Raw genomic sequence first — 24,602 nt, forward strand, 5'->3', positions numbered from 1 at the left:
ACATGAAATGGTTTAACACCCTGAGCCATAACCGCTGGCTCGAACAAGAGACCGACCGTATTTTCGATTTCGGTAAAAACGCCGCCGTGCCGACCGGCTTTGGCTGGCTGGGCAATAACGGCCAGGTGCGTAGCGATATGGGTACGCATCTGTGGATCACCGCCCGCATGCTGCACGTGTATGCGGTGGCCGCCAATATGGGGCGTCCCGGGGCGTATGCCCTGGTTGAGCACGGCATTAATGCCCTCAACGGCCCGCTGCGCGACAAACAGCACGGCGGCTGGTACGCCTGTGTGAACGATGAAGGCGTGATCGACGCCTCCAAGCAGGGCTATCAGCATTTCTTCGTGCTGCTGGGCGCGGCGAGCGCCGTGACCACCGGCCATCCGCAGGCGCGCAGACTGCTGGACGATGCGATTGAGGTGATCGAGCGCTATTTCTGGAGCGAGGAAGAACAAATGTGCCTCGAATCCTGGGACGAGGCCTTTAGCAAAACCGAGGATTATCGCGGCGGCAACGCCAACATGCATGCCGTTGAAGCGTTCCTGATCGTCTATGACGTCACGCACGACCGCAAGTGGCTCGACCGCGCCCTGCGCATCGCCTCGGTGATTATTCACGACGTGGCGCGCAAGGGTGATTACCGCGTTAACGAGCATTTCGACACCGACTGGAACCCGATCCGCGATTACAACATCGACAATCCTGCCCACCGTTTCCGCGCCTACGGCGGCACCCCGGGCCACTGGATCGAGTGGGGCCGCCTGATGTTGCACCTGCGCGCCGCGCTGGAAGCCCGTTTTGAAACCCCGCCGGAGTGGCTGCTGGAAGATGCGAAAGGACTGTTCCATGCCACCATCCGCGACGCCTGGGCACCGGACGGGGCCGATGGTTTCGTCTACTCCGTAGGCTGGGATGGTAAGCCTATTGTCCGTGAACGCGTGCGCTGGCCTATCGTCGAGGCGATGGGCACGGCTTACGCACTCTACACCGTAACCGGCGAAGCACAGTATGAAGCCTGGTATCAGAAGTGGTGGGATTACTGCATTAAGTACCTGATGGATTACGAGAACGGTTCCTGGTGGCAGGAGCTGGATACCCATAACGAAGTGACAACCAAAGTCTGGGACGGCAAGCAGGATATTTACCATCTGCTGCACTGCCTGGTGATCCCACGTTTGCCGCTGGCACCGGGCTTAGCCCCGGCAACGGCCGCCGGTTTGCTGGACTGCCTGGCCAAATAATAAAAGACGGAGTTTTTATGCGTACCCTACACAATATTGACCTGAAAAATAACGAAAGGGGTTTCACCCTGCACTGGGAAAACCGCCTGATTTTGTCCCATACCGCGGATGCGCCCTGCCTGTGGATCGGTGAAGGCGTCGCCGATATTGAGATGTTTCGCGGCAATTTCAGCATCAAGGACAAACTGAACGAAAAGATCGCGCTGACGGACGCAACCGTCACGCAGCAAAGCGCGGGCTGGGCGATCCGCTTTACCCGTGGCGATGCGGTCAGCGCGACGCTGCTAGTGGGCGTGGATGGCGAAGGCCGCCTGGAGATGAAGCTTAAAAACGATGCCACCCGCCATAACCGCATCTGGCTGCGGCTGGCGGCTCAGCCAGAAGATCACATTTACGGCTGCGGCGAGCAGTTCTCTTATTTCGATCTGCGCGGCAAGCCGTTCCCGCTGTGGACCAGCGAACAAGGCGTGGGCCGTAACAAGCAAACCTACGTGACCTGGCAGGCCGACTGCAAAGAGAACGCAGGCGGCGATTACTACTGGACCTTCTTCCCACAGCCTACCTTCGTGAGCACCCAGAAGTACTACTGCCACGTGGACAACAGCTGCTACATGAATTTTGACTTCAGCGCGCCGGACTTCCACGAACTGGCGTTCTGGGAAGATACCGCCACGTTGCGCTTCGACTGTGCGGAAACCTACGTCGGTCTGCTGGAAAAACTCACCGGACTGCTGGGGCGTCAGCCTGAACTGCCAGACTGGGTTTACGACGGCGTGACGCTGGGTATTCAGGGCGGCACCGAGGTCTGTCAGCAGAAGCTCGACGTCATGCGCAAAGGGGGCGTGAAGGTGAACGGCATCTGGGCGCAGGACTGGTCCGGCATTCGCATGACCTCCTTCGGCAAACGCGTGATGTGGAACTGGAAGTGGAACAGCGAGCTGTACCCAAAGCTTGACGAGCGTATTCCACAATGGAAACAGGAAGGCGTGCAGTTCCTCTCCTACATCAACCCGTACGTCGCCAGCGATAAAGATCTCTGCGAAGAAGCAGCGAAACGCGGCTATCTGACTAAAAATGCCGACGGCAAGGACTACCACGTCGAGTTTGGCGAGTTCTATGCGGGCGTCATCGACCTGACCAATCCTGAAGCCTACGACTGGTACAAAGAGGTCATCAAAAAGAACCTGATCGAACTGGGCTGCGGCGGCTGGATGGCCGATTTCGGGGAATATCTTCCGACTGACACGTTCCTGCACAACGGCGTTAGCGCAGAGATCATGCACAACGCGTGGCCAGCCCTGTGGGCCAAATGTAACTACGAGGCGCTGGAGGAGACCGGCAAACTTGGCGAGATCCTGTTCTTTATGCGCGCAGGCTATACCGGCAGCCAGAAGCACTCGGTGATGATGTGGGCGGGAGATCAGAACGTCGACTGGAGCCTGGACGACGGTCTAGCGTCCGTGGTGCCTGCGGCGCTGTCTCTGGCGATGACCGGGCACGGCCTGCACCACAGCGACATCGGCGGCTATACCACCCTGTTCGAGATGAAGCGCAGTAAAGAGTTGCTGCTGCGCTGGTGCGATTTTAACGCCTTCACGCCGATGATGCGCACCCACGAAGGTAACCGTCCTGGCGATAACTGGCAGTTCGACGGCGATGCGGAAACCATCGCGCACTTCGCGCGCATGACCACCGTTTTCACCACCCTGAAGCCGTATATCAAAGCCGCCGTCGCGCAGAACGCGAAAAGCGGCCTGCCGGTGATGCGCCCGCTGTTCCTGCACTACGAGGACGACGCACGCGCCTACACGCTGAAATACCAGTATCTGTTTGGCCGCGATCTGCTGGTGGCGCCCGTTCACGAAGAGGGGCGCACGGACTGGACGCTCTATCTGCCGCAGGACAACTGGGTGAATGCGTGGACCGGGGAATGCTGCCAGGGCGGTGACGTGACCGTTGATGCCCCACTCGGCAAGCCACCGGTCTTCTATCGCCAGCACAGTGAATGGGCAGATCTGTTTAGCACCTTACGTCATATCTGATAAGGCTCGCCCGCAGGGAAACCTGCGGGCAGACGGAGAACAATAATGAGTCAACATACTTCTGATCCGGCAACCCTGCGCCTGCCGTTTAAAGAGAAACTCGCCTACGGGATGGGCGATCTCGGCTCTAACATCCTGCTGGATATCGGCACGCTGTATCTGCTGAAGTTTTACACCGACGTGCTGGGGCTGCCGGGCACCTACGGCGGGATCATCTTCCTGATTGCGAAGTTCTTTACCGCCTTCACCGATATGGGCACCGGGATCATGCTCGACTCCCGGCGCAAGATTGGCCCGAAAGGTAAATTCCGCCCGTTCGTGCTATACGCCGCCTTCCCGGTGACGCTGCTGGCGATTGCCAACTTCGTGGGCACGCCGTTTGAGGTGACCGGTAAAACGGTGATGGCAACCGTGCTGTTTATGCTGTACGGCCTGTTCTTCAGCATGATGAACTGTTCTTACGGCGCGATGGTGCCCGCCATTACCAAAAACCCGGACGAGCGCGCCTCGCTGGCCGCATGGCGTCAGGGCGGTGCCACGCTCGGCCTGCTGCTCTGTACCGTGGGCTTTGTCCCGGTGATGAACCTGATTGAAGGCAACGATCAGCTGGGCTATATCTTTGCCGCCACCCTCTTCTCGCTGTTCGGGCTGTTCTTTATGTGGTGGTGCTATAAGGGCGTGACCGAGCGTTACGTCGAGATGCAGCCTGCCAATCCGGCGCAAAAGCCGGGGCTGTTACAGTCTTTTCGCGCCATCGCCGGGAACCGTCCGCTGTTTATCCTGTGCATTGCAAACCTGTGCACGCTGGGTGCCTTTAACGTCAAGCTCGCCATCCAGGTCTACTACACGCAGTACGTGCTGAACGACCCGATTCTGCTGTCGTATATGGGCTTCTTCAGCATGGGCTGTATTTTTATCGGCGTCTTTATGATGCCCGGCGCGGTGCGGCGCTTCGGTAAGAAAAAGGTCTACATCAGCGGGCTGATGATTTGGGTGGCCGGCGATCTGCTCAACTACTTCTTCGGCGGCGGCTCGGTGAGCTTTGTGGCGTTCTCCTGCCTCGCGTTCTTCGGTTCCGCGTTTGTGAACAGCCTGAACTGGGCGCTGGTCTCCGACACCGTGGAGTACGGCGAGTGGCGCACCGGCGTGCGCTCCGAGGGAACGGTCTATACCGGCTTTACCTTCTTCCGCAAGGTATCTCAGGCGCTGGCGGGCTTCTTCCCGGGGATCATGCTCACGCAGATCGGCTATGTGCCCAACGTAGTGCAATCCGCCGGTACGGTTGAAGGGCTGCGGCAGCTGATATTTATCTATCCAAGCCTGCTGGCGGTCATCACCATCGTGGCGATGGGCTGCTTCTACAACCTCAACGAGAAGATGTATGTGCGCATCGTCGAAGAGATCGAACTGCGCAAGCGTACGGCATAAATGACGTGATAGAGCGCCCTGCGGGGCGCTCTGAGGATCGACCATGAGAGATAATACTGATCCGTTAACCCTGAAATTGAGCCTGCGTGAGAAGTGCGCCTACGGGATGGGCGATTTTGGCTCGAACCTGATGCTGTGTATTGGCACGCTGTATTTGCTGAAGTTTTACACCGATGAACTGGGCATGCCCGCGTTTTATGGCGGCATTATTTTCCTGGTGGCGAAATTCTTCACCGCGTTTACCGACATGCTGACCGGCGTGCTGCTGGACTCCCGGCGGAATATCGGTAAGAAGGGGAAATTCCGGCCGTTCATTCTCTACGCCTCCGTCCCGGTGGCGCTGGTCGCGACGGCGCAGTTTATGGCCAACGACTTTAGCCTGACGGTGAAAACGGCGCTCGCCACGGTGCTCTTTATGCTGTTTGGCCTGTGCTACAGCCTGATGAATTGCTCCTACGGCGCGATGGTTCCGGCCATAACCAAAAACCCGAACGAGCGTGCGCAGCTGGCCGCCTGGCGTCAGGGCGGCGCGACGGTGGGGCTGTTGCTCTGCACCGTGGGCTTTATGCCCATTCAGGCACTGTTCGTCCACCAGCCCTCACTCGGTTATCTGGTGGCCGCGCTGGTGTTTGTGACGGGTGGCCTGTTCTGCATGTGGTGGTGCTACAGCGGTGTGAAAGAACGCTACGTGGAGCTCACGCCCGATCACCATAAGCCCGGCATTCTGAAATCGTTCTGCGCGATTTTCCGCAACCCGCCGCTGCTGGTACTGTGCATCGCCAACCTGTGTACCCTCGCCGCGTTTAACATCAAGCTGGCGATTCAGGTCTATTACACCCAGTACGTGCTGAACGATCTTCATCTGCTGTCGTGGATGGGTTTTTTCAGCATGGGCTGCATTCTGATTGGCGTGTTTCTGGTGCCCGGCGCGGTGAAGCGCTTTGGCAAGAAGCCGGTGTATCTGGGTGGGCTGGCACTGTGGGCAGTGGGTGACGTGCTGAACTTCTTCTGGGGGACCAGCTCCCTGCTGTTTGTGCTGTTTTCCTGCATGGCCTTCTTCGGCACGGCGTTTGTGAACAGCCTGAACTGGGCGCTGGTGCCGGATACCGTCGACTATGGCGAATGGAAAACCGGCATCCGCGCCGAAGGGTCGGTTTACACCGGTTATACCTTCTCGCGCAAAATATCCGCCGCCCTCGCTGGCTTCCTGCCCGGCATCATGCTGACCCAGATTGGCTACGTTCCCCATGCCGTTCAAAGCGCGGGCACGCTGCTGGGATTGCGTCAGCTTATTTTCCTCTGGCCATGCGGTCTGGCAATCATCGCCGCTGTGACCATGGGGCTGTTTTATAAACTCAACGAAGCGCGCTTCGCCTTTATTATCGAGGAGATTGGAAAACGGAAAAAACAATCAGCGAATACCCCTGAGATAACCACCAACAATAAAGCGTCAGCAGTCACTTTATAACAATAAATCCGGCCAATATGTCCTTCCTGTTAATCAGGAGGGAGGCCTTTCTGTACCTGATACATGGACAAATTATGAAAAGAATCATCACTGTACTGATCGTGTCGTCTGTGTCCTGCCCGGTATTTGCCGGGGCCTATGTCGAAACCCGCGAAGCTTACAATACGGCCTCTGAACTACACGAGGTGATCCTGCGTGCGGGATATAACTTTGATATGGGCGCGGGGCTGATGTTCACCAATGCCTATAACGTGGGGAAATGGGATGAGCTGAAGCACAGCTATAACGAAATAGAGGGATGGTATCCGCTCTTTAAACCCACCGACAAACTCACCTTCCAGCCCGGCGGATTGATTAATGACAGCAGCGCCGGTTCGGGTGGTGCGGTCTATCTGGACACCAACTATAAATTCATCGACTGGTTTAACCTGACCTTCCGCTATCGCTATAACCATAACAATTACGATACGCCGGACTATAACGGTCAGATGGATAAGAACGACACGCACGAGTTTGCCAACTACTGGAATTTCAAAGTAACGGATGCGTTTTTCTACACGTTTGAACCGCACTTTTTCCAGCGGGTGAATGATTATCACAGCAAAAATGGCAAAGACCATCACTGGGAAATCACCAATAAATTCAGCTATAAGATCGACAGAAACTGGCTGCCGTACCTCGAACTTCAGTGGCTGGACAGATGGAATGATTACAACCGCGAGCAGTACCGAATTCGCCTGGGGTTACGGTACTCGTTCTAACAAAAAAGCCGCTGATTTCTCAGCGGCTTTTTTACTACGGATTGACCGTATTAGTCTTCTTTCGCACCGCGCATAGCACGTTTACGATCGTTCTCGGTCAGGTGACGTTTACGGATACGAATTGACTGTGGAGTCACTTCGACCAGTTCGTCATCATCGATGAATTCCAGAGCCTGCTCCAGAGTCATCTTGATCGGTGGAACCAGAACCGTTGCTTCGTCAGTACCGGACGCACGCATGTTGGTCAGTTTCTTACCGGTCAGGCAGTTTACGGTCAGGTCGTTAGAACGACTGTGAATACCGATGATCTGGCCTTCGTAAACTTCTGCACCGTGACCCAGGAACAGCTTACCGCGATCCTGCAGACCGAACAGCGCGAACGCAACCGCTTTACCCTGACCGTTGGAGATCAGCACGCCGTTGTTACGCTGGCCCACTTCGCCCGGACGCACGTCGTCGTAGTGGCTGAAGGTGGAGTACAGCAGACCGGTACCGGAGGTCATGGTCATGAACTCAGAACGGAAGCCGATCAGGCCACGGCTTGGGATCACGTAGTCGAGACGTACGCGGCCTTTGCCATCTGGATTCATGTTTTTCAGGTCGCCTTTACGCTCGCCCAGTGCCTGCATGACAGAACCCTGGTGCTGCTCTTCAACGTCCAGCGTTACGTTCTCAAACGGCTCTTGTTTACGGCCGTCGATTTCGCGGAAGATAACTTTCGGACGGGAAACCGCCATCTCGAAACCTTCACGACGCATGTTTTCGATCAGAACAGACAGGTGAAGCTCACCACGACCCGAAACGCGGAATGCATCAGCGTCTTCAGTTTCTTCAACGCGCAGCGCAACGTTGTGCACCAGCTCTTTGTTCAGGCGGTCAAGGATCTGACGAGAGGTAACGAATTTACCTTCTTTGCCACAGAACGGAGAGGTGTTGACGTTGAAGAACATGGATACGGTTGGTTCATCAACGGACAGAGCAGGCAGCGCTTCGACGTTCTGCGGATCGCAGATGGTGTCGGAGATGTTCAGCTCGCCCAGACCGGTGATCGCGATGATGTCGCCCGCTTCCGCGATGTCGCTCTCGATACGCTCAAGACCCAGGTGAGTCAGGACTTTACCGACTTTACCGTTACGGGTTTTGCCTTCGCTATCGATGATAGTGACCTGCTGGTTAGGCTTCACTTTACCGCGCTTGATACGACCAATGCCGATGACGCCAACATAGTTGTTGTAGTCGAGCTGGGAGATCTGCATCTGCAGGGTGCCGTCCAGGTCAACGTTTGGCGCAGGAACACGGTCAACAATCGCCTGATACAGCGGGGTCATGTCTTCAGCCATGTCTTCATGGTCCAGACCAGCGATACCGTTCAGCGCAGACGCGTAAACGATAGGGAAGTCCAGCTGCTCGTCGGTCGCGTCGAGGTTAACGAACAGGTCGAAGACCTGGTCAACAACCCAGTCAGGACGCGCGCCAGGACGGTCAACTTTGTTGATAACAACGATTGGCTTCAGACCATGGGCAAAAGCTTTTTTGGTCACGAAGCGCGTCTGTGGCATTGGGCCATCCATTGCGTCAACGACCAGCAGAACGGAGTCTACCATGGACATTACACGTTCAACTTCACCACCGAAGTCGGCGTGCCCTGGGGTATCAACGATGTTGATACGGTAGTCATTCCATTTAATCGCGGTGTTTTTCGCGAGGATGGTAATCCCACGCTCTTTCTCCAAATCGTTGGAGTCCATCACGCGTTCTTGGGTTTCGGCACGCGCATCAAACGTACCGGATTGCTGCAGCAGCTTGTCAACCAGGGTAGTTTTACCATGGTCTACGTGCGCGATGATGGCGATGTTACGCAAATTTTCGATCACAACTTTGCCTCAGGCATTTAGAAATAGCGCGTTATTGTACACGGATTAATCGCACTACAAAACAGGATCACAAACATCCCCCGCAAACAAGTATTGCAGAGATGCTTTGTGATCGCTTTCACGGAGCGGTAAAAGGGCACTTTAACGTAAATTGCACCAATATGGTGCTCAATGTTCACATTGAAGCACTATACTGGTGCAACAAATCCATTGTGGTGCAGCCCTTTTGCACTATGGTGCGCATGATAACGCCTTTTTGGGGTGTTTTAAAAGTTGGCACAGATTTCGCTTTATAAAAATACATGGCACACGGCCAGTACAAACAGAAATTGAAGACCTCGTTACCACGACGACAATGACCAATCTGGAGAGTTAAGTATGTCCGCTGAACACGTTTTGACGATGCTGAACGAACATGAAGTGAAGTTTGTTGATCTGCGCTTCACTGATACCAAAGGTAAAGAACAGCACGTCACAATCCCTGCTCATCAGGTGAACGCCGAATTCTTTGAAGAAGGCAAAATGTTTGACGGCTCCTCCATTGGTGGCTGGAAAGGCATTAACGAATCCGACATGGTTCTGATGCCAGATGCGACCACTGCGGTCATTGATCCGTTCTTCGAAGAACCAACCCTGATCATCCGTTGCGACATCCTCGAGCCAGGCACGCTGCAGGGCTACGACCGCGACCCACGTTCTATCGCTAAACGCGCTGAAGAGTACCTGCGTTCTACCGGCATCGCGGACACCGTGCTGTTCGGGCCAGAGCCAGAGTTCTTCCTGTTCGATGACATCCGTTTCGGTGCCTCTATTTCTGGCTCCCACGTAGCAATCGACGACATCGAAGGTGCATGGAACTCCTCCACCAAATACGAAGGTGGTAACAAAGGTCACCGTCCAGGCGTGAAAGGCGGTTACTTCCCGGTTCCACCGGTCGACTCTGCACAGGACATCCGTTCCACCATGTGTCTGGTGATGGAAGAAATGGGCCTGGTGGTTGAAGCTCACCACCACGAAGTCGCGACTGCGGGTCAGAACGAAGTGGCTACCCGCTTCAACACCATGACCAAAAAAGCGGACGAAATTCAGATCTACAAATACGTTGTGCATAACGTTGCGCACCGTTTCGGTAAAACCGCGACCTTCATGCCAAAACCGATGTTTGGCGATAACGGTTCCGGTATGCACTGCCACATGTCTCTGTCCAAGAACGGCACCAACCTGTTCTCTGGCGACAAATATGCTGGTCTGTCTGAGCAGGCGCTGTACTACATTGGCGGCGTTATCAAACACGCTAAAGCGATCAACGCCCTGGCGAACCCAACCACGAACTCCTACAAGCGTCTGGTCCCGGGCTACGAAGCACCAGTCATGCTGGCTTACTCTGCGCGTAACCGTTCTGCTTCTATCCGTATCCCGGTGGTGGCGTCTCCTAAAGCGCGTCGTATCGAAGTTCGCTTCCCGGACCCAGCGGCTAACCCATACCTGTGCTTCGCAGCACTGCTGATGGCCGGTCTGGACGGTATCAAGAACAAGATCCACCCAGGCGAAGCGATGGACAAAAACCTGTACGACCTGCCGCCAGAAGAAGCGAAAGAGATCCCACAGGTTGCTGGCTCTCTGGAAGAAGCCCTGCAGGCGCTGGACGCAGACCGTGAGTTCCTGACGGCGGGCGGCGTGTTCACTGACGACGCTATCGATGCTTACATCGCCCTGCGTACCGAAGAGAACGACCGCGTGCGCATGACGCCGCACCCGGTTGAGTTCGAACTGTACTACAGCGTTTAATTAAGTTGTTTTACCCGGCGTGACAAGCGCCGGGAGTAGTTGCCGTGGAAACTTTTAGCCCATCTCCGGATGGGCTTTTTTCTCCACCAACAACCTGATCTCACGCGCTTTTTACGCCGAAAAAGCTATACTGCACTAAAACAGTGCAACGACTCCAGGAGACTGCTGAATGGCAACTGGCACGCTGCCCGATGCTGGGCAGATCCTCAATTCTTTAATTAACAGTATCTTGCTGGTCGACGACGAGCTGGCCGTTCATTACGCCAACCCGGCGGCGCAGCAGCTGCTGGCCCAAAGCGCGCGGAAACTGTTTGGTACCCCGCTTCCGGAACTCCTGAGCTATTTTTCGCTGAATATTGGCCTGATGCAGGAAAGTTTGCAGGCCGGCCAGGGGTTTACCGATAACGAAGTGACGCTGGTGATCGACGGGCGCTCGCATATTCTGTCGCTGACTGCGCAACGACTTCCTGAAGGGATGATCCTGCTTGAAATGGCGCCGATGGATAATCAGCGTCGCCTGAGCCAGGAGCAGCTCCAGCATGCGCAGCAAATTGCCGCCCGTGACCTGGTGCGTGGTCTGGCTCATGAAATCAAAAACCCGCTGGGTGGGTTACGCGGTGCGGCGCAGCTTCTGACCAAGGCGTTACCCGATCCTGCGCTGGCGGAGTACACCAACGTCATCATTGAGCAGGCGGACCGTCTGCGTAATCTGGTTGACCGTCTTCTGGGGCCGCAACAGCCGGGAATGCATGTTACCGAAAGCATTCATAAGGTGGCTGAACGCGTCGTGAAACTCGTCTCGATGGAACTGCCGGAGAACGTCACGCTGGTGCGTGATTACGACCCCAGCCTGCCGGAACTGGCGCATGACCCGGATCAAATTGAGCAGGTCCTGTTGAATATCGTGCGTAATGCCCTGCAGGCGCTGGGACCGGAAGGGGGCGAGATTATTTTACGTACCCGTACCGCCTTCCAGCTCACCTTACACGGCGTGCGCTATCGGCTGGCGGCGCGCATCGACGTCGAGGATAACGGGCCCGGTATTCCCTCCCATCTTCAGGACACTCTGTTTTATCCGATGGTCAGCGGTCGCGAAGGCGGGACCGGCCTGGGCTTATCTATCGCCCGCAGCTTGATCGATCAGCACTCCGGAAAAATTGAATTTACCAGTTGGCCGGGACATACCGAGTTTTCGGTTTTCCTGCCGATTAAAAAATAAAGGTGACGTTTATGCAACGAGGGATAGTCTGGGTAGTCGATGACGATAGCTCCATCCGTTGGGTGCTTGAACGCGCGCTCACAGGGGCAGGATTAAGCTGCACGACGTTTGAGAGCGGCAGCGACGTGCTCGATGCACTCACCACCAAAACGCCAGACGTTCTGCTTTCGGATATTCGCATGCCGGGCATGGACGGGCTGACGCTTTTAAAGCAGATTAAACAACGCCACCCTATGCTTCCGGTCATCATAATGACGGCACACTCCGATCTGGATGCCGCTGTGAGTGCCTATCAGCAAGGGGCGTTCGATTATCTGCCCAAACCGTTTGATATCGATGAGGCGGTGGCACTGGTTGAGCGTGCGATTAGCCATTACCAGGAGCAGCAACAGCCGCGTCACGCGCCCGATTTTGGGCCTACCACCGACATCATCGGCGAAGCGCCAGCGATGCAGGATGTGTTTCGCATTATTGGCCGTCTGTCGCGTTCATCCATCAGCGTGCTGATTAACGGTGAGTCGGGAACCGGTAAAGAGCTTGTGGCGCATGCCTTGCATCGCCACAGCCCGCGAGCAAAAGCGCCGTTTATCGCCCTGAATATGGCCGCGATCCCAAAAGATTTGATTGAGTCCGAGCTGTTCGGCCACGAGAAGGGGGCGTTTACCGGCGCGAATACCATTCGCCAGGGGCGCTTCGAACAGGCTGATGGTGGGACGCTTTTCCTGGACGAGATCGGCGATATGCCGCTGGATGTTCAGACCCGCCTGTTGCGCGTGCTGGCCGACGGGCAGTTTTATCGCGTGGGCGGCTACGCGCCGGTGAAGGTGGACGTGCGCATTATCGCCGCGACGCACCAGAACCTGGAGCAACGCGTACAGGAAGGCAAATTCCGTGAGGATTTATTCCATCGCCTGAACGTGATTCGCGTTCATCTGCCGCCGCTGCGTGAGCGCCGGGAAGATATTCCCCGCCTGGCGCGACATTTCCTGCAGGTGGCCGCCCGCGAGCTGGGTGTGGAAGCCAAGCAGCTTCACCCGGAAACCGATGCCGCCCTGACGCGTCTGGCGTGGCCAGGCAACGTGCGTCAGCTGGAGAATACCTGTCGCTGGTTAACCGTGATGGCTGCCGGGCAGGAAGTGTTAATTCAGGATTTACCGGCCGAACTGTTTGAAGCGACCGCGCCTGAGAGCAGCACCGGTCACGCGTTGCCGGACAGCTGGGCGACGCTGCTGGCACAATGGGCCGACCGCGCGCTGCGTTCCGGTCATCAAAACTTGTTGTCTGAAGCCCAGCCAGAGATGGAACGTACGTTGTTGACCACCGCGCTTCGTCATACGCAAGGCCATAAGCAGGAAGCCGCCCGCCTGTTGGGATGGGGGCGTAATACCCTGACGCGCAAGCTTAAAGAGCTGGGAATGGAGTAATCTTACCCGAAGTGTAAAGGTTATTAATTGAGCGCAAATTGCCGTTATTTTGCGCTTTACTGTTCTGATGAGTTTTGTATGATCGTGCCCGGAAATTGAGGGTGTCGATCATGCTGGAAACTTTGGTAAATATGCTCTCTAGCGGAGCCGTTGAAAGCCACACGCCACAAACCGCCGTTGCGGCTGTTTTGTGTGCGGCGCTGGTGGGGCTGTTTAGCTAACGAGCTGTCAATGAAAAGCCGGGTGGCGGCTTCGCCTTACCCGGCCTACAAAAGCGCGAAATGTAGGCCGGGTAAGCGAAGCGACACCCGGCATTGCCGCTTAAATTACCCGCGAGAACTGCTGCATGCGCGCCTTCTGGCGCAGATACGCGTCAAAGCACATACAGATGTTACGAATCAACAGACGCCCCTTCGGCGTGACCTCAACGGCACTCTCCGACACCTCCACCAGCCCATCTTTCGCCAGCGGTGCCAGAAGCTTCAGATCTTCCGCGAAGTAATCCCTGAAGTGCAGATCCCACTGCGCCTCAACATCGCTGAATTCGAGACGGAAGTTGCAGATAAGCGCCTTGATCACATCGCGACGGATACAGTCATCACGGGTTAACGCAATGCCGCGCCACAGGGCGTTGCCGGTTTCATCCACCTGCTGATAATACAGCTTCAGCTCTTTCTGGTTCTGCGCGTAGCAGTCGCCCATCATGCTTATCGCGGAGACGCCCAGACCGAGCAGATCGGTATCACCCTGCGTGGTGTATCCCTGGAAGTTGCGGTGCAGCACCCCTTCTCGCTGGGCGATCGCCAGTTCGTCATCCGGACGAGCAAAGTGATCCATACCGATAAACTGATAGCCGGTCTCGGTCAGCGAAGTAATGGTTTCCTGCAGGATATCCAGTTTCTGCTGAGCAGAAGGGAGATCCGCATCTTTGATTTTACGCTGGGCGGCAAACAACGTCGGCAGGTGCGCATAGTTAAAGACGCTCAGGCGGTCCGGGTTAAGCTCGGCCACACGCTTCAGCGTGAAGGCGAAGCTCTCTGGCGTCTGTTTTGGCAGGCCGTAAATCAGGTCAATATTGGTCGACGTAAAGCCGATTTCACGCGCATGATTGAGCAAGGCAAAGATAAACTCTTCGTCCTGCTCGCGGTTCACCAGACGCTGGACCTCTTTGTTGAAATCCTGCACGCCCATGCTCAGACGGTTGAAGCCTTCCGCGCGTAAGTGATCCAGGACATCCAGCTCAATTTCACGCGGATCAACCTCGATCGAGATTTCAGCATCGTCGTTAAAATTAAAGTGGCTGCGTAAAAGCGTCATCAAACGCGTGATTTGCGCTTTATTCAGGTAGGTTGGCGTGCCGCCGCCCCAGTGAAGCTGGCTGACGTGACGCCCTTTAAACAGCGGTGCGCGGTGAAGAATTTCCTGTTCGAGCGCATCGAGATACTGATCGGCTTTATGCTGCTGACGGGTAACGATTTTATTGCAGCCGCAGAAGTAGCAGAGCTTGTGGCAGAACGGAATATGGACGTAGAGCGACAGCGGGCGCTCAGGATAGCGCGCAACAGCCTGCTGAAAATCCGCCTCGCCGAAGGCATCGGAGAACTCCAGCGCAGTGGGGTATGACGTATAACGCGGCCCGGAATAGTTATATTTCTGGATTAGGGCCAAATCCCAGTCGATAGTTGGTGCTGACATGCTCACTCCTTCCGTTGGTGTCGCGTTCGTATACGGCGGCCCGTTCTGGCCCCGTTGCGGGCCATCATTCGGGTGCGCAGCCACTTCTGTCGCCGCGACAACCGCCGTAGTTTAACGAATAACCACACCAGATAACATATAACCGGAAGGGTTATAAGCAGGACTATCGTACCTGCCGGGTGCAAATGTTAGTTTCCACCCTTCAGAAGACGCATCATATCTTCCTGCTTTTCATCTTCTTCTTCGTCGTCTTCGTCGTCATAAGACAGACCCAGCTTCTGCATCAGCTCATCAATGCGGTCCAGTTTGGCATCCACCCATGATTGCTCTTCAGCGGTCAGGGTTTCACCCTCTTCAAGACGTTCCAGCAGCGCGTCCAGGCGCTCATCGTTCTCCAGCAAATCCAGCTCAGCCTGCGGTGAAAGCATAGGTTTCTCGCTCTTTGGTTTGTGCTGCTTAGTGACCGGGGTGTCTGTCACGCCCAGTGGAATGGGAGTTTTACTGCCGATACGAGGATCTTTCTGCTGTTTGCCTTTTGCAGAAGCGCCCGCTGCACCACCGCCGTTCGCACGGCTTCCCGCAGCATGGCCACGATGTTTTTTATCGCGTTTGCGATCGCGCGCTTCCTGGTTCAGTTCTTCGCGCGTTTTGCGGCGTGCTTTCGCAGGGCGTTTAGCACCCGCTGCGGAGGTTGGTTTTTTCATGATGTTTTGTCTTTAAGTCGTTTTCTTCAGTATAGAATTGCGGCGAAATCTAGCAGAAAGCAAGCAAAGAAAAAAGGCGACAGAGCAATCTGTCGCCTTTTTTCCTGACTCACAACCCTTAGCGGGTCAGACATTCCATGTTTACCAACAACAAACCCTGTTTATCCCTTGGCTGATACCGTCCGTGTACGGTTCCCTTTCCTTTTAAAACGCCTCCAGGCGCCGGTCGTCCTGACTGTCCTGCGTCTTCGCCTCCTGGCGCTCCTGACCCTAATCCTTAAGTCGAATTCCTGTTGGCTTCCTCGCCCTGACGCATACTTTACCTTGTTCGCTTAAACTAACAAGCAACGAAACGGTGCAAAAGAGATTTTCAGACAATTACCCGGAAATAAGCTTATGATTTAAAACAGTTTGACTTTTTTGACACCTGCGAATTCTCTTAAATCTCCCATAGCATGACGAGCCGATCTCTCACACAAGTGCGGGCTTTCCCCTGCAAGCTCTGTGTAATGAGAAAAGCCTTTTGTTGGCATTCGGGTATAATCCCCCCCAGATTACGATTTTGGAGACGACCACGTGACTACCTGGAACTACCAACAGACGCATTTTGTCACCAGTGCGCCCGATATTCGCCACCTGCCATCTGATACCGGTATTGAAGTGGCTTTTGCTGGCCGCTCCAATGCGGGGAAATCCAGCGCCCTGAATACGCTGACCAATCAGAAGAACCTGGCGCGCACCTCAAAAACGCCTGGCCGTACCCAGCTGATCAACCTCTTTGAAGTGGCTGAAGGCAAACGCCTGGTCGACTTGCCGGGATATGGTTATGCGCAGGTGCCAGAAGAGATGAAGATAAAATGGCAACGTGCGCTGGGCGAATACCTGGAAAAACGCATGTGCCTGAAAGGTCTGGTGGTGCTGATGGACATTCGCCATCCGCTGAAAGATCTCGATCAGCAGATGATCGACTGGGCCGTCGCAAGCGATATTGCCGTGCTGGTGCTGCTGACAAAAGCCGATAAGCTGGCAAGCGGTGCGCGTAAAGCGCAGGTGAATATGGTTCGCGAAGCGGTACTGGCCTTCAATGGCGATGTACAGGTGGAGCCTTTCTCTTCGCTGAAAAAACAGGGTGTAGACAAGCTGCGCCAGAAACTTGATAGCTGGTTTAACGAGCTGGAACCCGCGACAGAAGCGGAAGAAGAGTAATACTGAGCGCGGCAATGCCCGCGCTTTTTTTTACCTGAACTTTTCTTTGCCACAATAAAAAACGCCCCAGTCATTACTGACTGGGGCGGCTAAAATATTCAGCCAAATCCGATTACGTGAAGTAAAAGGTCTGAAAGATAGAACATCTTACCTCTGTACCCTACGTCTATAACTCTACCCCTTTTTTTGCTGCAGAAAAAGCACTTTTTGTAGTTTTTTTTCATTCTTTACATAGGGAATTCTAATGATCGTCACAAAACGCACGTGGTTATGTTGCTAACTTACATAAAAAGCGCGTTATTCACAGAACCGTTAGTGAGCCTGATCCCAGTTTTCACCACTCCCCACTTCCACCAGCAACGGCACGTCAAGCGTCATGCTGCTTTCCATCAGTTCGTGGATCTTTTTCGACACGGTGTCGAGATCGTCTTTATGCACTTCAAACACCAGTTCATCGTGTACCTGCATGATCATTTTCACGCGCGGCTTCTCTTTCTCCAGCCAGGCATCCACGGCAATCATTGCACGCTTGATGATGTCTGCTGCAGTTCCCTGCATCGGGGCGTTGATCGCGGCACGTTCTGCGCCAGCGCGGCGCGCCGCGTTGCTGGATTTGATGTCCGGAAGATAAAGACGGCGGCCATCCAGGGTTTCAACGTAACCTTTCTCTTTCGCCTGAGCGCGAGTGCGTTCCATGTACTCCAGCACGCCCGGGTAACGTTCGAAGTAGAGATCCATATACTTCTGCGACTCTTTACGCGGGATATTGAGCTGGCGTGAAAGGCCGAAAGCGCTCATACCGTAGATCAGACCGAAGTTGATCGCTTTTGCGCTGCGGCGCTGCTCGTTTGTCACGCTGTCCAGCGGCAAACCGAACACTTCCGCTGCGGTCGCCCGGTGAATATCTTTCCCTTCCGCAAATGCCGTCAGCAGGCCTTTGTCACGGGACAGGTGCGCCATAATGCGCAACTCAATTTGCGAGTAGTCAGCCGAGACAATCAGGTAGTCATCAGGTGCAATAAAGGCCTGGCGAATGCGACGCCCCTCTTCATTACGCACCGGGATGTTCTGCAGGTTTGGATCGGTTGACGAGAGTCGACCAGTTGCCGCAACCGCCTGATGATATGACGTATGCACCCGGCCCGTTTTCGGGTTGATCATCAGCGGGAGCTTGTCGGTATAAGTAGACTTCAGCTTCGCGAGACCACGGTACTGCAGGATCACTTTTGGCAGCGGGTAATCCAGTGCCAGTTCTTCCAGCACCTCTTCAGAGGTGGATGGCGCACCGCCAGGGGTTTTCTTCAGCGGCTTGATGCCCTGTTTTTCAAACAGGATGGTTTGCAACTGTTTCGGTGAAGAGAGGTTAAACGGTTCGCCTGCAAGCTCATGGGCTTTCTGCTCAAGCTCGGTCAGACGCTGTGCCAACTCTCCGGAGTGGTTATGCAGCACCGTAGGGTCGATTTTTACGCCGTTGCGTTCAATACGCGACAACACGGGAACCAGCGGCATTTCGATATGCTGGAACACGTTGAGCGGACCTTCATGCTTCTGCAGTTTCGGCCACATTTTCAGATGCAGCTGCAGCGTGACGTCGGCATCTTCCGCCGCATAGCGCCCAGCTTCTTCGAGCGCTATCTGGTTAAAGGTGAGCTGATTTTTTCCTTTACCGGCAATCTCTTCAAAGGTGATGGTTTTGTGCTTGAGCCAGCGGTCAGATAAGGAATCCATATCATGACGACCCGCGACGCTGTCCAGAATATAGGATTCGAGCATGGTGTCGAAGGCAATCCCGCGCAGTTCAATGCCGTAGTTTTGCAGAATACCGCGGTCATACTTGAGGTTTTGCCCGACCTTCAGCGCCTTTTCGTCTTCCAGAATCGGCTTCAGCAGCTCAAGCACGCGTTCGCGAGAGATCTGCTCTGGTGCATCCAGATAATCGTGCGCCACAGGCACATAGGCTGCCATACCCGGCTCTGTTGCAAAGGACAGACCCACCATGTTGGCAGAGATATTATCGAGGCTGTCAGTTTCGGTATCAAAGGCAAACACCGGTGCCTTTTTCAGTTTCTCGATCCAGGCGATCAGCTGCGACTCTTCAAGAATGGTTTCGTAGTTATCGAAGGAGAGGACTGTGGCTTCTTCTTCTGCCTGCTCTTCGGCATCAACGACAATCGTCTCTTTTGGCTTTGCAGCAGGTTTGGCCCCTTTCGCCTGCAGCCATTTACCCGCTTCCACGTCAGTGGTCCAGCGCTTGAATTCGTATTTCTTAAACAGGTTCAGCAATTCGTCAGCAGAAGGCTGTTGCACTTCCAGCTGCTCACAGCCCAGTTCCAGTTCGACATCGGTTTTAATTGTTGCCAGCTTATAAGAGAGATAAGCCACCTCTTTGTTCTCTTCCAGTTTGCCGGCCATGGTTTTTGCGCCACGGAAGGAGAGGCCTGCAATTTTGTCTGATTCGGCGTAAAGCGTATCCAACCCACCCAGACCCTGAAGCAACGCCTGCGCGGTTTTTTCACCGACGCCGGGCACACCAGGAATGTTATCCGAGGAGTCGCCCATCAAGGCAAGGAAGTCGATAATCAGTTCCGGCGGCACACCATACTTAGTGACCACCTCTTCTGGCCCCAGAATGGTATTGGTCATAGTGTTAATCAGGGTGATGCCTGGCGTCACCAACTGTGCCATATCTTTATCACCGGTGCTGATCAGTACCGGACGACCCATTTTTTCTGCTTCTCGCGCCAGCGTACCGATGACGTCGTCGGCTTCCACGCCAGAGACAGCCAGCAGCGGCAGGCCCATCGCTTTCACCATGGCGTGCAGCGGCTCAATTTGCGCACGTAGATCGTCAGGCATAGGCGGACGGTGGGATTTGTAATGCTCGAACAACTCATCGCGGAAGGTTTTGCCTTTCGCATCAAAAACGACTGCCGCATGGGTTGGCTGATACTGAAGGATCAGGCTGCGCAGCATATTCAGCACGCCGTACATTGCGCCGGTAGGTTCCCCTGCGCTATTGGTCAGAGGAGGAAACGCATGGTATGCCCGATACAGGTAAGATGAGCCATCGACGAGAATAAGTGGGTTTTCTGGGATCTGAACCATAATGTCCGTGCCTTTAATCAATTTATGCGTAAAGGATGCCACATAAGGATGAAAACATCAGTTATTCAGTCCCAATACAGAAAAAGATTTTGCGATCGTGAGGATCGCTCGCAAAAATCAAACTGTGGATAAGTTTGTGAATATTTTCACTTCAAATGAAAAACAGACAGCCACAGCAGATCAAGACTGATAATAAATCATTAAATATCATATTGTTAATTAAGCGCATCACATAAAAACAGCTTACTGATGGCAATTTAGTCTATGTGGATATAAGTCCTGATTAGTGCGCAATATTAGAGAAATCTTCTGCGTCAGGGTAAAAGCGGTCAAATGACGGCGTGAAAGCGCCAATACTTTGTCGTTTTTCTGGTAAAATCAGCGCCCAGCGCCGACGTGTCGGCCGCGCTCTTACCGCTAACCACCTGAAAAAACTCATCATGTCGAGATTGCTCGCTGCAATAACCTTACTGTTAAGCATCATTTTAACTATTCTGGTGACGATCGCCTGTTCCGTGCCGATCATCATCGCCGGGATCATTAAACTGCTGCTGCCTGTGCCCTCGGTGTGGCGAGCCGTGTCAGCGTTTTGTAACTTCATGATGTACTGTTGGTGTGAAGGGCTGGCGATCCTGTTGTGTCTGAACCCGCATCTGAAGTGGGATGTCGAAGGACTGGAGAACCTCAATAAAAAGAACTGGTATCTGCTGATTTGTAATCATCACAGCTGGGCCGACATCGTGGTGTTATGCGTGCTTTTCCGCAAACACATCCCGATGAATAAATACTTCCTCAAGCAACAACTTGCCTGGGTACCTTTTATTGGGCTGGCCTGCTGGGCGCTCGATATGCCGTTTATGAAACGCTATTCGCGCAGCTATTTGCTTCGTCATCCGGAGCGTCGTGGTAAGGATGTAGAGACCACCCGCCGTTCCTGCGAAAAGTTTCGCGCGCATCCAACAACCATTGTGAACTTTGTGGAAGGCTCCCGGTTTACGGAAGAGAAACGTCAGCAAACACGCTCCCCGTATCAAAACCTGCTGCCGCCAAAGGCGGCGGGCATTGCGATGGCGCTTAATGTACTGGGTGCTCAGTTCGATAAGTTACTCAACGTCACGCTCTGCTACCCGAAGAACGATAACACCCCGTTCTTCGATATGCTCAGCGGCAAGCTGACACACATTGTTGTGCGGGTGAATTTAGTTCCCGTCGATGCCGAACTGCATGGCGACTACGTTAACGATAAAAATTTCAAACGTCGTTTCCAGCAGTGGCTTAATACACTCTGGAAAGAAAAAGACGAGCAGATAGACAGCATTAAATCTTCATACAAAAACGCCGGTCAGTGACCGGCGTTTTCATCTCTAAGAACTTACTTTTTCTCAACCAGGTATTTCACGGTGTCAGCATACTGCTGAACGAAAATATCCATGCTGCTGGTGTCCATGCCCTGCATGTTCAGCTGATATTTACCGTTAACGAACATCGCCGGAACGCCCTGAAGCTGCAGGTCAGACGCCGCTTTTTCCTGCTGAGCAACCAGAGATTTCACCACAAAGCTATTCCACGCGGCGTCATACTCTTCCCCTTTCACACCAGCATCAACGAACACTTTACGGATATCCGCTGTGGTCTGAACGGTCTGGGTTTTCTGCACGGCTTCAAACATTGGGGCGGTGATCTTATCTTCCACGCCCAGTGCCATCGCAACCGCCCACGCCTGAGTCAGGTCTTTACCCAATGGGCCCAGGAACTCAACGTGGTACTTGGTCATTTTGGTGCCTTCCGGCAGTTTTTTCTTCACGTTGTCAGAAACATGCAGCACTTCTTCGAACTGGTAGCAGTGCGGGCAGTAGAACGAGAAGAACTCGAGAACCTGTGGCTCGCCAGCAACCGGCTTCTCCAGCGTAGTGTACTGTTTGCCGTCGGTAAATTGTGCAGCAGAAGCGCTAAATGCCAGAATCATACCTGCCAGCGCCAGCCAAATTTTTTTCATGATTAACTCTCTCCTGGGTGTGTCCTATTAATACATCGGCGTTAATTGCAGCGGGGGTTCCTGAAGAACCTTAACCTGCTCAGTGAATGTAGATATCTGGCTGCGCCAGTAATCTTCCCCGGTAAGCCACGGGAAATTACGGGGAAATGCGGGATCGTCCCAACGCCTGATTAACCACGCGAGATAATATACAAAACGCATCGCACGTAAAGGTTCAATCAGGGCAATTTCGTCTGAATTAAACGGGCTAAATTCTTCATAGGCTTCAATAATGGTTTCAAGCTGCATGCGTTGCTCGGCTTTGTCGCCATTCATCAGCATCCACAGGTCCTGAACCGCGGGCCCCATGCGCGCATCATCAAGATCGACAAACAGCGGGCCATCGCGCCAGAGTATATTTCCGGCGTGACAATCGCCGTGCAGGCGCAGGACGGAAATATCATCGCGCCAGCAGGTTTTTACCGCAGCAATAAGTTTATCGGTGGCGCTGAGGAAATCAGCCTTTAGCCCAGTGGGGATCAGTGCAGAGGTTTCGAATACCTGGCGCGGCTCGATAAGATATTCCTGAATACCGATCGTCGGTCGGGCTGTGAATACCGTTTTTCTTCCCGTCAGGTGAATGCGACCCAGATAGCGGGCAACCCACTCCATTTGATCGATATTATCCGCTTCAAACTGGCGGCCACCCAGGCTTGGGAATACAGCGTAATAAAAGCCTTCATGCGTCAGCAGCGTTTGGTTGTTGAATTTTATCGGTGCGGCAACCGGGACATCGTCATCCAGCAGATCGTGAGCAAACTGATGCTCTTCCTGAATTTGTTCTGCGGTCCAACGTTCAGGCCGGTAGAACTTCACGACAAAGCGCTGACGATCCTCATCCTGAAATTGATAGACACGGTTTTCGTAGCTATTTAAAGGCGTTAACCCCGAATCCACACGAATGCCCTGTTCAAACAGGGCATCCATAATGGTATCCGGGTGTAATGTCTGGAAAGTAAAAGCCTGGTCGTTCATCCGATCATCCGGAAATTATACGAATGATTCAGGATATCATCTTGTGGCGATTTCGGTGGCTCCGCTTACAAGCTTTTACTCTTTAATTACGCCACGGGCGCGCAGCAGCGCCGTTTTAAAATCTTCCTCATAATCCTTCTGAATACCAGGAATAACAGCATCTTTGGCAGAATCGCGCATTTTGAGGTGGTAGATCAGGATGTCATCAGAAAGGTCTGCCAGTTCGCCGTCAAAACCTGACTCTTTTGCCAGTTTCTGCAAGAATTGCATCAGATTAAGCTCTGGCTCTTTTTGCCAGGCTGGCTGGAGGAGTTCAATAACTTCATTCAGACGTTTACATTTCATGGTGGTGCTCCTTTCATTTAGAGTGACACGTTAGCAGGGTCAATCCCACAATAAAAGAGGCGATATTCGTGAATCTTAGCCAGGAAATCATTGGGGTCGTTCTGGCAGGTGGCAGAGCAACGCGGATGGGAGGGAAAGATAAGGGGCTCCAGCTCCTGAATGGCAAACCCTTATGGCAATGTGTCGCTGATACGCTCGCCGGCCAGGTGACAACCCTGGCCATCAGCGCTAACAGGCATATCGACACGTATCAGCACAGCGGGTATGCCGTGTATCAGGATAATATTGAGGATTACCCGGGGCCGCTGGCCGGTATGCTCTCAGTGATGCAGCAGTCGAACGGTGAGTGGTTTCTGTTCTGTCCCTGCGATACCCCGTTTATTCCATCCTGTCTCGCTGAGCGTCTGGTTCAGCTTCGTGGCACAGCATCCGTGGTTTGGGTACATGACGGCGAGCGCGACCATCCTGCTATTGCCTTAATGCACCGCTCGCTAGTGTCTTCTCTGGAGGCGTATCTGGCGGCGGGAGAACGCAGAGTGATGGTGTTTATGCGCCAGTCTGGCGGCCATCCTGTTGATTTTAGCGATTTCAAATCGGCTTTTGTGAACGTGAATACGAGTGAAGATTTGCAGAGGATGCAGGAGAAGAGATGATCCCCGTTTTAGCTATTTCCGCATGGAGCGGCACAGGGAAAACCACGCTGCTGAAGAAACTAATACCCGCACTGTGTGCGAAAGGTATTCGCCCCGGATTGATTAAGCATACGCACCATAACATGGATGTCGATAAACCGGGAAAAGACAGCTATGAGCTGCGTAAAGCGGGTGCCGCGCAGACAATCGTGGCAAGCAATCAGCGCTGGGCATTAATGACAGAAACGCCAGATGAGGCACCGCTGGATCTGGCTTATCTGGTCAGCCGGATGGATCATTCCAGCCTGGATCTGGTGCTGGTCGAGGGGTTTAAGCATGAGGCTGTACCTAAGATCCTGCTGTTCCGAAGCGATGCCGGGCATGATGTTAGCGAGTTAACGCTTGATGAGCATGTGATTGCGGTGGCCGGTGATGTTGTATTGCCGCTTGAGGTTCCGCAGTTGGATTTAAATGATGTGGATGGGATAGCGGAGTTTATTGTGACGTGGAGTGCGGTTTGATGCCCTCTTCCTGCGGGAGAGGAAAACCAAAAGCAAAAAACCCCGCACCTTACGGTACGGGGTTCTTCTTGATTGATGCCTGGCAGTTCCCTACTCTCACATGGGGAGACCCCACACTACCATCGGCGCTACGGCG

Annotated in this window: 20 protein-coding genes; 13 read left to right on the plus strand and 7 right to left on the minus strand. The window is 54.0% G+C overall.

The genetic code is table 11. The features are described 5' to 3' along the window. The first annotated feature begins 2 nt into the window (after nucleotides 1–2). From yihS to ompL, 5 genes are all read left to right on the plus strand, one after another. Nucleotides 3–1,244 carry a sulfoquinovose isomerase gene (gene yihS, locus ACOTY9_RS20765; RefSeq protein ID WP_045281573.1) on the plus strand — a complete coding sequence of 414 codons (1,242 nt, stop codon included), beginning with the start codon at nucleotides 3–5 and terminating at the stop codon, nucleotides 1,242–1,244. 17 nt (nucleotides 1,245–1,261) lie between these two features. Beyond that, nucleotides 1,262–3,286, plus strand: coding sequence for an alpha-glucosidase (locus ACOTY9_RS20770; RefSeq protein WP_348566082.1), 2,025 nt, complete (start codon nucleotides 1,262–1,264; stop codon nucleotides 3,284–3,286). A 45-nt stretch (nucleotides 3,287–3,331) separates the two neighbouring features. Then, nucleotides 3,332–4,714: an MFS transporter gene (locus ACOTY9_RS20775; protein WP_014885756.1), complete on the plus strand. Its 1,383-nt coding sequence runs from the start codon at nucleotides 3,332–3,334 to the stop codon at nucleotides 4,712–4,714. Nucleotides 4,715–4,757: 43 nt separating this feature from the next. Beyond that, on the plus strand, nucleotides 4,758–6,182 hold the full coding sequence (locus ACOTY9_RS20780; RefSeq protein WP_047361302.1) for an MFS transporter: 1,425 nt from the start codon (nucleotides 4,758–4,760) through the stop codon (nucleotides 6,180–6,182). A 74-nt stretch (nucleotides 6,183–6,256) separates the two neighbouring features. Beyond that, a complete protein-coding gene (gene ompL / locus ACOTY9_RS20785; protein ID WP_014885758.1) occupies nucleotides 6,257–6,943 on the plus strand; it encodes a porin OmpL in 687 nt (228 codons plus the stop codon). 50 nt (nucleotides 6,944–6,993) lie between these two features. Here ompL and typA read toward each other — a convergent pair whose 3' ends face one another. Beyond that, a complete protein-coding gene (gene typA, locus ACOTY9_RS20790) occupies nucleotides 6,994–8,817 on the minus strand; it encodes a ribosome-dependent GTPase TypA (protein ID WP_023331638.1) in 1,824 nt (607 codons plus the stop codon). A 378-nt stretch (nucleotides 8,818–9,195) separates the two neighbouring features. Between typA and glnA the strand changes: the two genes are divergently transcribed. From glnA to ACOTY9_RS20810, 4 genes are all read left to right on the plus strand, one after another. Next, complete coding sequence (gene glnA / locus ACOTY9_RS20795; RefSeq protein ID WP_008501856.1) at nucleotides 9,196–10,605, plus strand: glutamate--ammonia ligase; 1,410 nt, start codon at nucleotides 9,196–9,198, stop codon at nucleotides 10,603–10,605. 169 nt (nucleotides 10,606–10,774) lie between these two features. Further along, nucleotides 10,775–11,824, plus strand: coding sequence for a nitrogen regulation protein NR(II) (gene glnL, locus ACOTY9_RS20800; RefSeq protein WP_014885760.1), 1,050 nt, complete (start codon nucleotides 10,775–10,777; stop codon nucleotides 11,822–11,824). Nucleotides 11,825–11,835: 11 nt separating this feature from the next. Continuing rightward, nucleotides 11,836–13,248, plus strand: coding sequence for a nitrogen regulation protein NR(I) (gene glnG / locus ACOTY9_RS20805; protein WP_087529289.1), 1,413 nt, complete (start codon nucleotides 11,836–11,838; stop codon nucleotides 13,246–13,248). 110 nt (nucleotides 13,249–13,358) lie between these two features. Next, complete coding sequence (locus ACOTY9_RS20810; RefSeq protein WP_023331639.1) at nucleotides 13,359–13,469, plus strand: YshB family small membrane protein; 111 nt, start codon at nucleotides 13,359–13,361, stop codon at nucleotides 13,467–13,469. Nucleotides 13,470–13,569: 100 nt separating this feature from the next. Here ACOTY9_RS20810 and hemN read toward each other — a convergent pair whose 3' ends face one another. Together hemN and yihI are read right to left on the minus strand one after the other, a co-directional pair. Next, nucleotides 13,570–14,943 (minus strand): oxygen-independent coproporphyrinogen III oxidase, encoded by a 1,374-nt coding sequence (gene hemN / locus ACOTY9_RS20815; RefSeq protein ID WP_047624616.1) that lies wholly within the window; start codon nucleotides 14,941–14,943, stop codon nucleotides 13,570–13,572. A gap of 188 nt (nucleotides 14,944–15,131) precedes the next feature. Beyond that, complete coding sequence (gene yihI / locus ACOTY9_RS20820; protein WP_014885763.1) at nucleotides 15,132–15,647, minus strand: Der GTPase-activating protein YihI; 516 nt, start codon at nucleotides 15,645–15,647, stop codon at nucleotides 15,132–15,134. A gap of 576 nt (nucleotides 15,648–16,223) precedes the next feature. Here yihI and yihA point away from each other — a divergent pair. Continuing rightward, complete coding sequence (gene yihA / locus ACOTY9_RS20825) at nucleotides 16,224–16,853, plus strand: ribosome biogenesis GTP-binding protein YihA/YsxC (protein ID WP_014885764.1); 630 nt, start codon at nucleotides 16,224–16,226, stop codon at nucleotides 16,851–16,853. 312 nt (nucleotides 16,854–17,165) lie between these two features. Here the strand turns inward: yihA and polA are convergent, their stop codons facing one another. Beyond that, nucleotides 17,166–19,958, minus strand: a complete 2,793-nt coding sequence (gene polA, locus ACOTY9_RS20830; RefSeq protein WP_014885765.1) for a DNA polymerase I — start codon at nucleotides 19,956–19,958, stop codon at nucleotides 17,166–17,168. 440 nt (nucleotides 19,959–20,398) lie between these two features. Between polA and ACOTY9_RS20835 the strand changes: the two genes are divergently transcribed. Continuing rightward, a complete protein-coding gene (locus tag ACOTY9_RS20835; protein ID WP_014885767.1) occupies nucleotides 20,399–21,307 on the plus strand; it encodes an acyltransferase in 909 nt (302 codons plus the stop codon). 23 nt (nucleotides 21,308–21,330) lie between these two features. Here ACOTY9_RS20835 and dsbA read toward each other — a convergent pair whose 3' ends face one another. The 3 genes from dsbA to ACOTY9_RS20850 all read right to left on the minus strand — a co-directional run bounded on the left by dsbA (nucleotide 21,331) and on the right by ACOTY9_RS20850 (nucleotide 23,313). After that, on the minus strand, nucleotides 21,331–21,954 hold the full coding sequence (gene dsbA, locus ACOTY9_RS20840) for a thiol:disulfide interchange protein DsbA (RefSeq protein ID WP_014885768.1): 624 nt from the start codon (nucleotides 21,952–21,954) through the stop codon (nucleotides 21,331–21,333). Between the two features lie 27 nt (nucleotides 21,955–21,981). Then, entirely contained in the window at nucleotides 21,982–22,968 is a 987-nt protein-coding gene (locus tag ACOTY9_RS20845) for a serine/threonine protein kinase (RefSeq protein WP_248197571.1), read from the minus strand. Nucleotides 22,969–23,043: 75 nt separating this feature from the next. Further along, nucleotides 23,044–23,313, minus strand: coding sequence for a YihD family protein (locus ACOTY9_RS20850; protein ID WP_003861904.1), 270 nt, complete (start codon nucleotides 23,311–23,313; stop codon nucleotides 23,044–23,046). 68 nt (nucleotides 23,314–23,381) lie between these two features. Between ACOTY9_RS20850 and mobA the strand changes: the two genes are divergently transcribed. Together mobA and mobB are read left to right on the plus strand one after the other, a co-directional pair. Continuing rightward, nucleotides 23,382–23,966: a molybdenum cofactor guanylyltransferase MobA gene (gene mobA, locus ACOTY9_RS20855; RefSeq protein ID WP_032635205.1), complete on the plus strand. Its 585-nt coding sequence runs from the start codon at nucleotides 23,382–23,384 to the stop codon at nucleotides 23,964–23,966. After that, nucleotides 23,963–24,466, plus strand: coding sequence for a molybdopterin-guanine dinucleotide biosynthesis protein MobB (gene mobB, locus ACOTY9_RS20860; RefSeq protein WP_023331644.1), 504 nt, complete (start codon nucleotides 23,963–23,965; stop codon nucleotides 24,464–24,466). Before mobA ends, mobB begins: the two co-directional genes overlap by 4 nt. Nucleotides 24,467–24,602 lie beyond the last annotated feature (136 nt).

Source organism: Enterobacter cloacae complex sp. SHL012, from assembly GCF_049237505.1.
In the GTDB taxonomy this organism is placed as follows: domain Bacteria; phylum Pseudomonadota; class Gammaproteobacteria; order Enterobacterales; family Enterobacteriaceae; genus Enterobacter; species Enterobacter kobei.

What these genes read in the sequence shown, in the direction of transcription:
- yihS (WP_045281573.1), top strand. Translation starts at nt 3, where the DNA reads ATGAAATGGTTTAACACCCTGAGCCATAACCGCTGGCTCGAACAAGAG.
- ACOTY9_RS20770 (WP_348566082.1), top strand. Translation starts at nt 1,262, where the DNA reads ATGCGTACCCTACACAATATTGACCTGAAAAATAACGAAAGGGGTTTC.
- ACOTY9_RS20775 (WP_014885756.1), top strand. Translation starts at nt 3,332, where the DNA reads ATGAGTCAACATACTTCTGATCCGGCAACCCTGCGCCTGCCGTTTAAA.
- ACOTY9_RS20780 (WP_047361302.1), top strand. Translation starts at nt 4,758, where the DNA reads ATGAGAGATAATACTGATCCGTTAACCCTGAAATTGAGCCTGCGTGAG.
- ompL (WP_014885758.1), top strand. Translation starts at nt 6,257, where the DNA reads ATGAAAAGAATCATCACTGTACTGATCGTGTCGTCTGTGTCCTGCCCG.
- glnA (WP_008501856.1), top strand. Translation starts at nt 9,196, where the DNA reads ATGTCCGCTGAACACGTTTTGACGATGCTGAACGAACATGAAGTGAAG.
- glnL (WP_014885760.1), top strand. Translation starts at nt 10,775, where the DNA reads ATGGCAACTGGCACGCTGCCCGATGCTGGGCAGATCCTCAATTCTTTA.
- glnG (WP_087529289.1), top strand. Translation starts at nt 11,836, where the DNA reads ATGCAACGAGGGATAGTCTGGGTAGTCGATGACGATAGCTCCATCCGT.
- ACOTY9_RS20810 (WP_023331639.1), top strand. Translation starts at nt 13,359, where the DNA reads ATGCTGGAAACTTTGGTAAATATGCTCTCTAGCGGAGCCGTTGAAAGC.
- hemN (WP_047624616.1), bottom strand. Translation starts at nt 14,943, where the DNA reads ATGTCAGCACCAACTATCGACTGGGATTTGGCCCTAATCCAGAAATAT.
- yihI (WP_014885763.1), bottom strand. Translation starts at nt 15,647, where the DNA reads ATGAAAAAACCAACCTCCGCAGCGGGTGCTAAACGCCCTGCGAAAGCA.
- polA (WP_014885765.1), bottom strand. Translation starts at nt 19,958, where the DNA reads ATGGTTCAGATCCCAGAAAACCCACTTATTCTCGTCGATGGCTCATCT.
- ACOTY9_RS20835 (WP_014885767.1), top strand. Translation starts at nt 20,399, where the DNA reads ATGTCGAGATTGCTCGCTGCAATAACCTTACTGTTAAGCATCATTTTA.
- dsbA (WP_014885768.1), bottom strand. Translation starts at nt 21,954, where the DNA reads ATGAAAAAAATTTGGCTGGCGCTGGCAGGTATGATTCTGGCATTTAGC.
- ACOTY9_RS20845 (WP_248197571.1), bottom strand. Translation starts at nt 22,968, where the DNA reads ATGAACGACCAGGCTTTTACTTTCCAGACATTACACCCGGATACCATT.
- ACOTY9_RS20850 (WP_003861904.1), bottom strand. Translation starts at nt 23,313, where the DNA reads ATGAAATGTAAACGTCTGAATGAAGTTATTGAACTCCTCCAGCCAGCC.
- mobB (WP_023331644.1), top strand. Translation starts at nt 23,963, where the DNA reads ATGATCCCCGTTTTAGCTATTTCCGCATGGAGCGGCACAGGGAAAACC.